This window comes from Geobacillus kaustophilus, assembly GCF_000948285.1.
Lineage (GTDB): Bacteria > Bacillota > Bacilli > Bacillales > Anoxybacillaceae > Geobacillus > Geobacillus thermoleovorans_A.
This window is the reverse complement of record NZ_JYBP01000003.1, coordinates 741,525-755,622: the sequence shown is the minus strand read 5'-3', so window position 1 is coordinate 755,622 and position 14,098 is coordinate 741,525. Positions and strand designations below refer to the sequence as shown.

Annotated in this window: 16 protein-coding genes; all 16 read right to left on the bottom strand. The window is 54.2% G+C overall.

Annotation, left to right across the window (positions count from 1 at the left end; all coding sequences use genetic code 11):
* Window positions 1-217: 217 nt before the first annotated feature.
* On the bottom strand, window positions 218-598 hold the full coding sequence (gene aroH / locus LG52_RS04350) for a chorismate mutase (protein WP_044731012.1): 381 nt from the start codon (window positions 596-598) through the stop codon (window positions 218-220).
* Window positions 555-1,694: a 3-dehydroquinate synthase gene (gene aroB, locus LG52_RS04345; protein ID WP_044731011.1), complete on the bottom strand. Its 1,140-nt coding sequence runs from the start codon at window positions 1,692-1,694 to the stop codon at window positions 555-557. The genes aroH and aroB overlap by 44 nt, the downstream gene beginning before the upstream one ends.
* Before the next feature lie 2 nt (window positions 1,695-1,696).
* A complete protein-coding gene (aroC, locus tag LG52_RS04340; RefSeq protein ID WP_044731010.1) occupies window positions 1,697-2,863 on the bottom strand; it encodes a chorismate synthase in 1,167 nt (388 codons plus the stop codon).
* A gap of 93 nt (window positions 2,864-2,956) precedes the next feature.
* Window positions 2,957-3,727, bottom strand: coding sequence for a CheR family methyltransferase (locus LG52_RS04335; protein WP_044731009.1), 771 nt, complete (start codon window positions 3,725-3,727; stop codon window positions 2,957-2,959).
* A 72-nt stretch (window positions 3,728-3,799) separates the two neighbouring features.
* Window positions 3,800-4,249 (bottom strand): nucleoside-diphosphate kinase, encoded by a 450-nt coding sequence (gene ndk, locus LG52_RS04330; protein ID WP_044731008.1) that lies wholly within the window; start codon window positions 4,247-4,249, stop codon window positions 3,800-3,802.
* A gap of 98 nt (window positions 4,250-4,347) precedes the next feature.
* Window positions 4,348-5,310, bottom strand: coding sequence for a heptaprenyl diphosphate synthase component II (hepT, locus tag LG52_RS04325; protein ID WP_044731007.1), 963 nt, complete (start codon window positions 5,308-5,310; stop codon window positions 4,348-4,350).
* Between the two features lie 15 nt (window positions 5,311-5,325).
* On the bottom strand, window positions 5,326-6,030 hold the full coding sequence (gene menG / locus LG52_RS04320) for a demethylmenaquinone methyltransferase (protein ID WP_044731006.1): 705 nt from the start codon (window positions 6,028-6,030) through the stop codon (window positions 5,326-5,328).
* Window positions 6,031-6,034: 4 nt separating this feature from the next.
* Complete coding sequence (locus LG52_RS04315; protein WP_044733086.1) at window positions 6,035-6,814, bottom strand: heptaprenyl diphosphate synthase component 1; 780 nt, start codon at window positions 6,812-6,814, stop codon at window positions 6,035-6,037.
* Window positions 6,815-6,928: 114 nt separating this feature from the next.
* Window positions 6,929-7,153: a trp RNA-binding attenuation protein MtrB gene (gene mtrB, locus LG52_RS04310; RefSeq protein ID WP_011231698.1), complete on the bottom strand. Its 225-nt coding sequence runs from the start codon at window positions 7,151-7,153 to the stop codon at window positions 6,929-6,931.
* Between the two features lie 12 nt (window positions 7,154-7,165).
* Window positions 7,166-7,732 carry a GTP cyclohydrolase I FolE gene (folE, locus tag LG52_RS04305; protein ID WP_013144889.1) on the bottom strand — a complete coding sequence of 189 codons (567 nt, stop codon included), beginning with the start codon at window positions 7,730-7,732 and terminating at the stop codon, window positions 7,166-7,168.
* 128 nt (window positions 7,733-7,860) lie between these two features.
* Window positions 7,861-8,133 (bottom strand): HU family DNA-binding protein, encoded by a 273-nt coding sequence (locus LG52_RS04300; RefSeq protein ID WP_156133486.1) that lies wholly within the window; start codon window positions 8,131-8,133, stop codon window positions 7,861-7,863.
* A 530-nt stretch (window positions 8,134-8,663) separates the two neighbouring features.
* Window positions 8,664-10,142, bottom strand: coding sequence for a stage IV sporulation protein A (gene spoIVA / locus LG52_RS04295; protein WP_011231701.1), 1,479 nt, complete (start codon window positions 10,140-10,142; stop codon window positions 8,664-8,666).
* 156 nt (window positions 10,143-10,298) lie between these two features.
* The gene (locus tag LG52_RS04290) at window positions 10,299-11,021 is read right to left on the bottom strand and encodes a hypothetical protein (RefSeq protein WP_044731004.1); all 723 of its coding nucleotides are present in this window, start codon (window positions 11,019-11,021) and stop codon (window positions 10,299-10,301) included.
* A 17-nt stretch (window positions 11,022-11,038) separates the two neighbouring features.
* A complete protein-coding gene (locus LG52_RS04285) occupies window positions 11,039-11,242 on the bottom strand; it encodes a DUF2768 domain-containing protein (protein WP_011231703.1) in 204 nt (67 codons plus the stop codon).
* A 180-nt stretch (window positions 11,243-11,422) separates the two neighbouring features.
* Window positions 11,423-12,457: an NAD(P)H-dependent glycerol-3-phosphate dehydrogenase gene (locus LG52_RS04280; protein ID WP_044731003.1), complete on the bottom strand. Its 1,035-nt coding sequence runs from the start codon at window positions 12,455-12,457 to the stop codon at window positions 11,423-11,425.
* 216 nt (window positions 12,458-12,673) lie between these two features.
* Window positions 12,674-13,984 (bottom strand): ribosome biogenesis GTPase Der, encoded by a 1,311-nt coding sequence (gene der / locus LG52_RS04275; RefSeq protein WP_044731002.1) that lies wholly within the window; start codon window positions 13,982-13,984, stop codon window positions 12,674-12,676.
* Window positions 13,985-14,098 lie beyond the last annotated feature (114 nt).

Here is a 14,098-nt window from a genome sequence, read left to right as displayed (position 1 = left end):
GTGATCGACGGGCGAAGAATGAGGGTTTATGAGGCGAAACAATGGGGAAAGAAAATGCCCAAAGACGACCGTCTTTGGGCAGATGTCGGCGAATGAAAAAAAACGCTCACCTCAGCTAAACTCGCTCATTCTCATCTACCCTGCGCTCGCTCTCTGCTCTCGCTCCACTTCTCACGCCCCCGCTGTCTCAGGGGGCAAAGAGGTTATTTTCACTATATTACATTTCTGTTTTTTTTGTCAACGACAAATCGGGGCGCAGCACGACCGCCTCTTTTAAATACACGTGGCAAATCTCTTCTTGCTTCTTCTCCGTCGCCACCGTCATCATGACGCGGATGCAGCGCGGCAATGAACCGGGAACCGGAATTTCCCTCGTGCACATGACCGGAACATACGTCCAGCCGTCCAACCGGCGCAGCGCCTGCGCCGGAAACGCGGCGGTGATGTCGTCGGTGACGGAAATGAGCACAAACGACACGTCGGCGGCGGCGACATCGTTTGCGCGGATCATTTCACCAAGCAGCGTTTCAGTTGCCGCCACGATTTCCTCGGCGTCATTTCGATCCACTGTAATCGCTCCGCGAATGCCGCGAATCATCGTTCTCCCCCCGTCTGGCAAACTCGTTCAGCCACGCGAGCAGTTTGTCGTCTTCGAGTTCCGCCACTTCGACGTCGCCGATCTCACAGAGAAGCACCATCCGCACCGTGCCGGCGTACGCCTTTTTGTCGCTTTTCATCTTTTCGAGCAGGCGGCTCGTCTGCACCGCTGCCGGCAGCGAAACTGGAAATCCGTATCCAGAAAACCAGTCGGCCAGCCGGTGTTCAGCAAACGACCGGCCGTAAAACCGTTCGCTGACAAAGACGGCAAACAGCATGCCGATCGCGACCGCCTCCCCATGAGTAAGCGTGCCGTAGCCTAATTCGCTTTCCAGCGCATGGCCGAGCGTATGGCCGAAATTCAAATGGGCGCGCACCCCGGTTTCCTTCTCATCCTCACGCACGACGGAGGCCTTAATGTCAATACCCTTTTCAATGCAATAGGCGAGCTTGTCGCCATACAAGTCAGCAAGCGTCTTGATTTCTGCGCGCAGCCACTCGTAAAACCGACGGTCACGGATGAGCGCGTGCTTGATCACCTCAGCAAACCCGGATCGAATCTCGCGCTCAGGCAGCGTGCGCAAAAAGGCGGTGTCATATACGACTGCCTCCGGCTGGTGAAAAGCGCCGATCATATTTTTGCCGAGCGGATGGTTGATCGCGACTTTGCCGCCGACGGCGCTGTCATGGGCCAAAAGTGTTGTCGGCATTTGAATGTAACGGATGCCGCGCATATAGGTGGCGGCGACAAATCCCGCCAAATCGCCGACGACGCCGCCGCCAAGCGAGACAATCACCGAGCGGCGGTCGAGCCCGCACTTGATGGCCGCCGTCTGGCAGGCGTAATAGTTGTCAAACGACTTGGCTGCTTCCCCGCTTGGAATGACGTAGGCGTACACATCATACTCAGCGGCGGCAAGCAACGCCCGCACCTCGTCCAAATAAAGAGGCGCTACTGTATCGTCGGTGATGATGAAAAGCTTCGTCCCCGGCGGGCAGGCGAGCGACCGAAGCAAGCTTGGCAGCTCGCGGGCCGCTCCGTCCCCCAACAGAAGCGGATAACGCTTTGTCGCCGTTTCAATCGTCCGTTCGATCATCGTCAAAACTCCTTTGCATAACGGCGGGCGCGTTCCACATTTTCCTTAATCAAGTCCATCCGGTCCTGCCCAAACTGCTCAACGATCGCCGCCGCCACTTCCCAGGCGACGACCGCCTCGGCGACGACGCTCGCCGCCGGCACGGCGCAGCTGTCCGACCGTTCAATGCTTGCCGCAAACGGCTCTTTCGTCTCGATATCCACGCTTTGAAGCGGCTTATACAGCGTCGGAATCGGCTTCATCACTCCGCGCACGACGATCGGCATCCCGGTCGTCACTCCTCCTTCAAAGCCGCCCGCCCGGTTCGTCCGGCGCGAAAAGCCTTGTTCTGGGCTCCAAATGATTTCATCGTGCACTTCGCTTCCCGGACGGCGCGCCGCTTCAAAGCCGATCCCGAATTCGACGCCTTTAAACGCGTTGATGCTGACGATCGCGGCCGCGATTTTCGCATCAAGCTTTCGATCGTAATGGACGTAGCTGCCCACTCCGGCCGGAACGCCTTCCACGATCACTTCGACAATGCCGCCGATCGAATCGCCGTTTTTCTTCGCCCAATCGATCGCTTCCATCATTTTTTGCCCCGCCTCCAAATCAAAGCAACGCACCGGCGATTCTTCCGTCACTGCCTGCAATTCTTCAAGCGAACGATAATCGAGCTTCTTTGCGCGCACGCCGCCGATTTCGATGACATGGCCCGCGACGCGGATGCCGACCTCTTCCAAAATGCGCTTTGCCACCGCCCCGGCCGCCACGCGCACCGTCGTTTCACGCGCTGACGAGCGCTCCAGCACGTTGCGCATATCGCGATGGCCGTATTTCAGGGCGCCGTTTAAATCAGCATGTCCTGGGCGCGGACGCGTCACTTTCCGCTTTACTTCCGCTTCGTCCTCGATCGGCTCGATCGCCATAATCGTTCGCCAATGTGTAAAATCACGGTTTTCAACCACGAGCGCAATCGGCGAGCCGAGCGTTTTCCCGTGCCGGACGCCGCCGACGATTTTTACCTCATCTTTTTCGATCTGCATGCGGCGGCCGCGTCCATATCCTTTTTGCCGGCGCGCCAGCTCTGTATTGATATGCTCGGCGCACAGCTCAAGCCCGGCCGGCACCCCTTCCAAAATGGCCGTCAATTGCGGCCCGTGCGATTCCCCTGCTGTCAAATACCGCATATTTGTCTCTCCCTTCAGTTCTTTAACGCGTTTAAGTAAAAATATATCATAAATTTGAAAAATGAAAATAGTTTCCGCAAAAAAAGAAGCCGGCTACTTCTTCCGGTAAAAGAACGTCTCCTCGACTTCAAAGCCGTACAAGCCGGGATTGAAAATCTGCTCCGTGCTGCCGACAAACAGTACGCCTCCCGTCCGGAGCGCGTCGTGAAATTTGCGATACAGCATCCGCTTCGCCTCTTCCGTAAAATAAATGAGCACGTTGCGGCAGACGATCAAATCCATGTTGCGCGGAAACGGATCCGCGAGCAAGTTGTGCTTTTGAAACTTGACTGTCTGTTTGATCTTTTCGTCTATTTTATAATACTCGCCTTCTTTCGTAAAAAACTTTTTTCTCATTTCCTCGGGCAGCTCTACAAGCGACCGTTCGCTGTACAAACCGAGGCGCGCGCGGGCGAGCGCATTATCGTCAATGTCGGTCGCCAACACCGACACGCGGTGAAGCGGCAATCGTTTTGCGAGCACCATCGCGAGCGTATACGGCTCCTCGCCGGTTGAGCAGGCAGCACTCCACACGTTCGGGCGCGGGTTTTCCGACAAAAGCCGCGGCAAAATGGTGTGCTCAAGCACTTCCCAACGCTTGGCGTTCCGGTAAAACTCCGAGACGTTGATCGTCATCCGATCCAAGCATTCATGCCATAGCGCCGGCTCTTTCTCCATCGCCGCAAACAGCTCGGCAAAGCTCTTTAGCCCTTTTTTCATGTACAACGACGCCAAACGCCGCCTCATCTGGGCTTCCTTATATAGCGATAAGTCAATGCCTGTTTTTCGCTTCACTTTGGCAATGAACTGCGCATAATCGTCCATCGTCGCCTGTTCCTCTCCCCTGTCAATGTACAAAAACGGCAAAAACCGGCCGAATGGCGGCCGGTCTTCACGTCAGTACAGCCATGCATTGATCTGTTTCGAATAACTGACGAGCTCTTCTTCTTTAAAGAACAAGTTGATTTCGCGTTCGGCGCTTTGCGGCGAGTCGGAGCCGTGGATGACGTTTTTGCCGACCGTCAAGCCGAAATCGCCGCGGATCGTGCCAGGGGCAGCCTCCTGCGGATTCGTTTTCCCCATCATTTGCCGAGCGGCGGCGATCACGTTCTCGCCCTCCCACACCATGGCAAACACTGGCCCCGAAGTGATAAAGTCGACAAGCTCGCCGAAAAACGGGCGCTCTTTATGTTCAGCGTAATGTTGCTCGGCGAGTTCGCGCGACACTTGCATCAGCTTCGCGCCGACAAGCTGGAAGCCTTTTTTTTCAAAACGGGCGACAATCTCGCCGATCAAATTGCGCTGAACCCCGTCTGGTTTCACCATGATGAATGTCCGTTCTGCCATTCGCTCTCCACCTCTACTGTCGTATGTACTGGGAAACGGATTCCCACCCATCATAGTATCATTGTTTTCCGCCGTTGGCAACAGCGTCCTTGAAAGCGCTAATAATCCCTTTTTCCGATGTATAGAGCGAGATCATGAAGCAGCGTGCGCGCTTCGTTGGCCGGCAGCTCGTTGAGCAGGCCGAGCGCCTTTTCCAAATAGCGATCGCTTAGCGCATACGATCGTTCGATGGCGTCCGTCTGTTTAATGGCCGCTAGCACCGCCGCCATCTCCTCGGCATCCGTGTCCGCGTTGACGGCCGTAATTTTTGCCCGCACCTGTTCATCACAAAGGGCATACAGCACGGGGAGGGTGACGTTTCCTTGCTGCAAATCGCTTCCAGCCGGCTTGCCGAGTTGCTCTTCCGTGCTGGTGAAATCGAGAATGTCATCGGTAATTTGAAACGACATGCCGACGTAATGGCCGAACCAATACAGCCGATTGGCCACGGCTTCCGGCGCGCCGGCGGCAAAGGCGCCAAGCTGGCAGCTGGCGGCGATCAATAGCGCCGTTTTTCGGCGGATGCGCCGCAAGTACGTGCGAAGCGGCTGATCAAATCGGTATTTATCCTTGATTTGCTCGATTTCCCCGCGGCACACTTCAACGATCGTTTTCGCCAACACTTGATGAGCGCGGGGACTCTCAAGCTCCGCCATCCGCTCAAGCGAACGGGCGAAGAGGTAATCGCCTGTATACATGGCAAAGCGGTTGCTCCATCTCGCCTTGATCGTCGGCCGCCCGCGCCGCACGTCGGCGTCATCGATGACATCATCGTGAACGAGCGATGCCATATGGATGAGTTCGAGCGCTACGGCTACATGTTTAATCCGTTCGAAATCATAATGGCCAAAGCGGGCGGACAGCAAGACAAAAACGGGACGGATGCGCTTTCCGCCCGCTTGCAATAAATGGAGCGCCGCTTCCCCGAGCGGCCCGTATTCGGATCTTACCGTCCGCTCCAGCTCCTCTTCGACCGCCGCCAAATCATCGCTTAAAAACGAATACATCGCCTTTAACTTCATGGTGTTCACCTTGACTCATCGTTTATAGCCTAAATGCATGGCCGCTACGCCGAACGTGTACGGTTTGACCTCGACATCGACGAAACCGGCTTCGCGGAACATCTCGGCCAGCTCGTCCCGCCCTGGAAATTCGCGCGCCGATTCCTGCAGCCACGAGTATTCCTCATAGCTTTTCGCCAACAGCTTGCCAAACAGCGGCATAATAAACCGAAAATAAAAATAGTAAAGCTGGCGGAAGCCAAACAACGTCGGCTGCGACGTTTCCAGACAGACAGTCATGCCGCCCGGCTTGGTGACGCGGTGCATTTCCGTAAGCACCGTCATATAATCAGGAACGTTGCGCAAGCCAAAGCCGATCGTCACATAATCGAACGAATTGTCGGGAAACGGCAGCTGCATGGCGTTGCCGTGAATGAGCTTGACATTGCCAAGGCCGCGCGCCTTCACCTTTTGTTCGCCGACTTTCAGCATGTTTTCGCTGAAGTCAAGGCCGTACACTTCCCCTTCCGGCCCGACCGCTTCAGCCAGCGCGATCGCCCAGTCGGCCGTTCCGCAGCAAACGTCGAGCGCCCTTTTCCCTTTTTGCACATTCATCCTCCGCATGACGTCTTCGCGCCATTTCAAATGGCGGCGGAAGCTGATGACCGAATTCATCCGGTCATAATGTGCAGAAATTTTTTCAAATACGCGATGGACCCGCTCTTCTTTCGATTGATGCATCGTTCTACCCTTCTTCCACCGACTTTTTGACGATGGCTTGAAATCCACCGGCAAGTTCCGCCATGCGAAACCGCAGCAGGTCGTTCATCGGCAAATTCGCCGCCAGCAGCGCTTCCTTGCAATGGTCAATATAACGCTCGCAAAGGCGAAGCAAATGCCGCTTTTGTTCTTTCGTCAGCCCTTTGGCCCATGGAAAGGCGATATGCGCCATTTGCTCAAACAGCATTGATGACCCAGTGCGGACGAACGCTTCCTGCTCAAGCAGCAAGCGCCGCAAAAGCAAGTAATGGCCGGCAAATTCCCCCCATTGCGGCGCCCCGATGCGCTCGGCAAGCTTCGCAAGCAACGCCGACTCGATCATGCCGACCGCGGCGAACAGCGTCTCGATCCGCTCCACCTTTTTTTCATACAGCCGCACTTTTTGCTCATTAATCTCGCGGACCGCTTCGGCGAACAAACGGATGAGCGCAACATCGCCCGAGCGCGCCAGCAAGTCGTAATAAAGCCCGCTGTACAAGTCGCCGGCCAAAACGACAAGCTGCCGCGTCCGCAAATCGCCGCCGCGGTCTGTCACCTGATCATGGGTGTCAAGGGCGATTTGCATGAGCATCATGGCGATGATGCACCGGTCCGGCTCATTCGGCCCCGCCGGAGCATCAGTCATCATCGACAGCGAAAGCAGCAGCCGGTCTTCATCAACAGCCGGGGCCGGCACATGCTCGCGCAAATACGGATGGTCAAGCAGCCGTTCGATTTGTTCCTTCAATGACGCCAATTTCACCATGATGTCATTCACTCTTCTCACCCTTGTCCCCCCAAAAATATCTGCACCGCCATGACGGACTCATTATAACATAATTTTGTCGAAAACGCTCTAGTTTGCTAGAAATTTGCCGGCTTACTTTTTCCCTTCCGATTCAACCACACCGTGGCGCGTTTGAATATACGCTTTGCCTCTCACTTTGATCGCCGACGTATGTTCCGTGAACTGAGCGATCAACACTTCGCCTTTGTCAAGCTTTTCCGAATGGTGAAATCTTGTGTCCGCGCCGCGCGTCAGCCCAATGACGTTCACCCCGTCTTCGAGCGCTTTAATGACGACAAAATCGCTGTTTGTGTACATCCTCTTCCCTCCTTACGCTTTGATTAACGAAAGCACTTCAGCGCGGGCGTTGGCATCGGTTTCAAACACGCCGCGCACCGCTGTTGTCACTGTTTTGGCCCCCGGTTTTTTCACTCCGCGCATCGTCATGCACATATGCTCCGCCTCAACGACGACCATCACCCCATGCGGCTCAAGCGCCTCGACGATCGAATCCGCGATCGTTGCCGTGATGCGCTCTTGCAGCTGCGGACGGCGCGCCACCGCCTCAACAGCTCGAGCGAGCTTGCTCAGCCCGGTCACTTTCCCTTCCCGAGGAATATAGGCGACGTGGGCAGCGCCAAAAAACGGCACTAAATGGTGTTCGCACATCGAATAAAACGGAATATCTTTGACGAGCACAAGCTCCTCATGTTCCTCGCTGAATACGGTTTGAAAGTGCTGCTTCGGGTCTTCCTGCAGACCAGCGAACACCTCGGCGTACATTTTCGCCACCCTCTTCGGCGTATCGACGAGCCCTTCGCGGTTCGGGTCTTCCCCGATGGCCTCGAGAATGAGGCGGACCGCATATTCAATTTGCGCAAAATTGATCTCTGGCATACAAACAACATCCTCCTGCATCATAAAAACTGCATGTAATCCGATTCTAGCATAGGGAGCCAAAAAAAACAAAAAAGAAGGGCCGGTGGATCACCTGCCCTTCCCTCCTGCGCTCCTGCTATGTAGGCTTACTTGACGGCATCTTTCAATGCTTTGCCCGGTTTGAATGCAGGAACTTTGCTTGCCGGAATTTCCATTTCTTCGCCCGTTTGCGGGTTGCGTCCTTTCCGAGCAGCGCGCTCGCGCACTTCAAAGTTTCCAAAACCGATTAATTGCACTTTATCGCCTTTTCGCAACGCTTCTGTAATGGAATCAAACACCGCATCAACGGCTTTTGTTGCATCTTTTTTGGAAAGACCGCTTGTTTCAGCGACCACGTTGATCAATTCCGTTTTGTTCATGCCATTCACCTCCTCCCAAGGGGCTGATCTTGTTTACTACCATTTGTGCACACTTTTCTGCTTTTCTATACATAGACATTCAATCCAGCGGCAAGAAGGCCCGCGCGCCGCGCCGGCGCAGCCAATCACGCTATGTTTGCCTCGCGACAGTCCGCAGGAGATGCGCCTATGCCGCCGGCTGAAGCCCCTTCCCAACAGGTTTGGGCTTCTCCTGTTTTCACCGGGCGCAAACGAAGCAAAGAGCGAGGAAAACCGCCTTCTTCCCGCCAACAGGCGGTGACATGCCTAATCTTAACCAATTGACCGCGGAAATTCAACATCTTTTTTCGCAAAAACGGCCAATTTTAGGCATATTTCACCAAAACAACGATTTCAGATAAAAGATTACCATAACGCCATGCTCATAATCAAGTGCCAATCCTGATTTCTCAAGGGTTTTGGCGATTTTTTGCCTTTGCCGCTTAGCAACTGAAAAAATGGCATCAAAAAAAGCCCCCTTGTCGGGAGCTTGGCGCGCGGCCTCTGCTTTTCTATAAAATAATCGCAATGAGGCCGCCGGAGCCTTCGTTGATGATGCGCTCAAGCGTTTCTTTCAGCTTGTAGCGGGCGTTTTCCGGCATGAGCGCAAGTTTCGCCTGGATGCCTTCACGAACGATGGAGCTGAGCGAGCGGCCGAAAATGTCAGAGTTCCAAATCGACAGTGGATCGTCTTCGAAGTCTTGCATTAAATAGCGGACGAGCTCTTCGCTTTGCTTTTCCGTGCCAATGATCGGGGCAAACTCCGATTCGACGTCAACTTTGATCATATGAATCGACGGCGCAACGGCTTTCAAACGGACGCCAAAGCGCGATCCTTGGCGGATGATTTCCGGTTCGTCAAGACTCATGTCGGACAAAGCGGGCGCAGCGATGCCGTAGCCCGTTTGTTTGACCATTTTCAGGGCGTCGGCGATTTGGTCATATTCCGCTTTCGCATGGGCAAAGTCTTGCATGAGCTGAAGCAGATGGTCTTTGCCGCGAATCTCGACGCCGACGATTTCTTTTAAAATTTGATCGTACAGTTCATCCGGTGCATACAAGTCAATTTCGGCGATCCCTTGCCCCATTTCGATGCCGGCAAGCGCCGCTTTTTCGATGAAATCGTACTCGGCAAACTGCTGTACAACCCGGTCGACATCGCGCAGCCGCTTAATGTCTTTGACTGTGTCGCGCACCGCTTCTTGATAGCTTTCGCGCAGCCAATGATCTTCGCGCAGCACCATCACCCAGCTCGGCAAGTTGACGTTCACTTCAAGCACCGGGAATTCATATAATGCTTCGCGAAGCACGTTATACACGTCGGCTTCGCGCATGCTTTCCACGCTCATGGCGAGCACCGGAATGTCGTACTTTTCGGCGAGCTCGCGGCGAAGCGCCTCGGTTTCCGGATGGTGCGGCCGAACGGTGTTGACGATCATAATGAACGGCTTGCCGACTTCTTTGAGCTCGCTAATGACCCGTTCTTCCGCTTCGACATAGTCTTGGCGCGGAATTTCCCCGATCGTGCCGTCCGTCGTAATGACGACTCCAATCGTCGAATGTTCTTGGATGACTTTTCTTGTCCCGATTTCCGCCGCCTCTTGGAACGGGATCGGCTCTTCATACCAAGGCGTGTGGATCATCCGCGGCCCGTTTTCGTCTTCATATCCTTTTGCGCCGGGCACGGCGTAGCCGACGCAGTCGACAAGACGGATGTTGACTTCAAGCCCCTCATCAACTTTCACCGTCACCGCCTGGTTTGGCACGAACTTCGGTTCTGTCGTCATGATCGTCTTGCCGGCGGCGCTTTGCGGCAGTTCATCTTGGGCGCGCGCTTTATCGGCTTCGTTTTTAATGTTCGGAATAACGACCAACTCCATAAACCGTTTAATAAACGTCGATTTTCCGGTGCGGACGGCGCCGACGACCCCTAAATAAATGTCGCCCCCGGTCCGCTCGGCGATATCTTTAAAAATATCGACCTTTTCCAAATGACTCCCCTCCAGTCCTTCGGTCGTTATAAGAAACAGTGGAATGAGCTAGCATAGTCGGACACTATATGCATATGATGTTGTCCGATTCGGTTATGACTAAAATAGAAAAAATCCCTTCTCTAGAATGTATTTTCCTAGAGAAGGGAAGATGACTCATTTTGTGAAAAAAATCGGTTCATTCGTCTTGGCGTCGATCGTATAGGGCAGCGAATACGCCGGCACAAACAGCGAATGGTCGGTCAAAATCGAGCGAATATCGTCACCCGGCTTGTAGTGGTGCGGATATTTTTTCAACGCCGCATATAAATCAGAACGGTAATCAATGTAAATTTCTCCATTCCCGTCGATGACAAACGGCAAGTTGTTGCCGGAAAACGGGCTGACGACATAAGGCGGCTCTTTATAGCCGAGCTTTTTGTAATCAAGCGTAAATACGCCCGGCGCCACGACGTCTTGAAACGGCGGATATTTATGCTTGTCCGTGTACATGCTGAGCCGCAGCTTCAGATCGCGGATTCGTTCGGCTAAGCGCAGATCAAGCAACTTGACCGTCGGGTTCGTTTCCGCATCGATGATCATATACTGGAAGACGCCCCCGCTTTCATAGGCGTTTCCCGGCGGCTCCTGCATATAGCGGGGAACGAGCTTTTGAAAATCGACTGGATACTTCAAATACACCGGCGTGTTCATGTCGCGTGTTTTAATCGGCAGAAGCCCGTCGGTCGCCCTCCGGTACTCGTCCACCGCCGATTGGACGGCCGCCACTTGGTCTTTGTAAGGAATTTGGTTTTGTTTCAGCCGCTCTTGTGGATACAAGCAGCCGGAAAGCAGCGCCAAACATATACATGACAACAACAAGCGAGCGATTCGTTTCATCATTCCCACCTTTTTGTCTATTGCGGTGTCGGTCCGCTGAATACGACGAAAATAATGATGATGCCGGCGAAAATCAAAAGAATGTAGGCGACGAGCGCCAACAGGAAGCGAAGCCATTTCATCTTGACTTTGTAGCGGCTTAAGTAAATGAAGCCGACGGAAATAAACATAAACACCATCGAGGCGATGGCGATCCACATTTTCGCTAACGCCGGTGACATGGACGCTCCTCCTTTTTTCGACAACTATAATTATAGCATTGGCAAAAAAAAAGCTGAAGTAAAGCGGGGCTTTCTTTACTTCAGCATCCCCTCATACCCTTCCGGAAGCTCAAGCCGATGATGGTTCGCCATATTGTATGCAGAACGAAGACGACTTGTACCGCCATTGGTCTATTTTCATCATTCTTGTTCGGCAAAAATGTTGTTTAAGTCATCCATTTCCTCTTTTTTTCCGCGCGCCATGAGCGAATCGACCGCCTCTTTCGGGTCTTTTCCCGCAAACAATACGTCATAGAGAGCTTCGGTGATCGGCATCTTCACGCCAAGCTTTTTCGCCAGCTCATAGGCGGCTTTTGTCGTCCGCACCCCTTCGACGACCATCCCCATGCTCTCGAGCACCTCGTCCAGCTTTTTTCCTTGGCCGAGCATGTAGCCGGCCCGCCAGTTGCGGGAATGAACGCTCGTACACGTGACGATCAAATCGCCGACTCCCGTCAAACCGGCGAACGTCAGCGGGTTGGCGCCGAGGGCGCAGCCGAGGCGGGCGATCTCGGCGAGCCCCCTTGTAATAAGAGCGGCTTTGGCGTTATCCCCATAGCCGAGCCCGTCGCTGATGCCGGCGGCCAAAGCGATGATATTTTTCAGCGCCCCGCCGACTTCGACGCCGATTAAATCCGGGTTCGTATACACGCGAAAATAGTGATGGTTCATAAAGATGTCTTGAATGCGGCGCGCCGCTTCCATATTTGGCGACGATACCGCCACGGTCGTCGGGTGGCGGAGCACGACTTCCTCGGCATGGCTCGGCCCGGAGAGAACGACAACATCTGCAAGCCATTCCCCCATTTCTTCGGCGACCATTTCCGACACCCGCTTATGCGTTCCCGGTTCAATCCCTTTGCTGACAGCGACGACGGTGATCGGCGCCGCCAAGCAGGCGCGCACATCCGCAAGCACCGAGCGGATCGCTTTAGTCGGCACGGCGAGCACAACGATCGCCACGCCGTCAAGCGCAGCGCAAAGGTCGTCATAACCGATAATGGCGTCCGGCAGGCGAACGCCCGGCAAATACTTTTCATTCGTCCGCTTTTCGTTAATTTCGTTGATCTGCTCGGTCCGATGACCCCAGAGCCGGACGTAGTGTCCATTGTCAGCCAATACGAGCGCCAGCGCAGTCCCCCAGCTTCCAGCCCCCAATACAGCGATGTTCTCCATCGTTTTCCACTTCCTTTACCCGATTGTCGCAACGCCGCCTCTTCGTTCTGTTCGTCCGACTTTCGCGGCGGCGAAACACTCGCCTCCGCTTTTCTTTCTGTCTAGCTGCGGCGAATAGCTCTCTTCTGCCAAATAACCTTCCCCCTCGGGAGGCAAGCACCACTAAGGGTGAAGAACATTTGGCTTCGAGAGCTCATCTCGGCGCCCCCGCTTTTCTTATTTCCGCGGGCGGGCGATGATTTTAATCGGCGTGCCTTCAAAGCCGAATGCATCGCGGATGCGGTTTTCCAAAAACCGTTCATATGAAAAATGCATCAGTTCCGGATCGTTGACAAACGCGACAAACGTCGGCGGTTTGACGGCAACTTGCGTCATGTAATAAACTTTCAAACGCCGGCCGTTATGCGTCGGCGTCGGATTCATCGCCACCGCATCCATGATGACTTCATTGAGCACATTGGTCTGGACGCGCATCGCATGATTGTCGCTCACAAGCCGGACGAGCGGCAAGAGCTTATGCAGCCGCTGCTTCGTTTTCGCCGATACGAACAAAATCGGCGCATAGTCCAAAAACGGAAAATGGTCGCGAATCTTCCGCTCAAATTCGACCATCGTTTTGTCGTCCTTTTCGATCGCATCCCATTTATTGACGACAAGAATGACACCGCGACCCGCTTCATGCGCGTATCCGGCGATTTTTTTGTCCTGCTCGATGATGCCTTCCTCAGCGTTTAACACAACAAGCACGACGTCCGAGCGCTCAATGGCCCTTAACGCGCGCAAGACGCTATATTTTTCCGTGCTTTCGTAAATTTTTCCTCGCTTGCGCATCCCTGCCGTATCAATGATAACATATTTCTGCCCTTCGCGCACAAACGAGGTGTCGACGGCGTCCCTCGTCGTACCGGCGATGTCGCTGACGATGACCCGCTCCTCACCTAAAATTGCGTTGACAAGCGACGATTTGCCGACATTCGGCCGGCCAATGAGGCAAAACTTAATGACGTCTTCTTCATACTCCTGCCCACCGCCTTTCGGGAAATGGCGGACGACAGCATCAAGCAAATCGCCAAGCCCTGTCCCATGAGCTCCGGAAATCGGATACGGCTCCCCAAAACCGAGAGCGTAAAAGTCGTAAATCAAATCACGCATTTCCGGATTGTCGATTTTGTTCACCGCGAGCACAACCGGCTTATTCGACCGGCGGAGCAGCTTGGCCACCTCTTCATCAGCCGCAGTCACACCGTCCCGGCCGTTCGTCATAAAGATGATGGCATCTGCCTCATCGATGGCGATTTCCGCCTGCTGGCGAATTTGCACAAGCAGCGGCTCGTCGCCAATGTCAATGCCGCCGGTATCGATCAAATAAAACGAATGGTTCAGCCATTCAGCCTGGCTGTAAATGCGGTCGCGCGTCACTCCAGGCACGTCTTCGACGATGGAAATGCGTTCCCCGACAATGCGGTTGAAAATCGTCGATTTTCCTACATTGGGACGGCCGACAATGGCCACGACTGGATTTGCCATGCTACCACCCTTTATCTTCGTTTTCTCCTTGCCTTTGTCGCTGAAAAAAACGCCCTTTTCGGAAGGGCATCGGTCCATCAACGCCAAGGGCACTTGACTGCGAGGCTAGGAAGG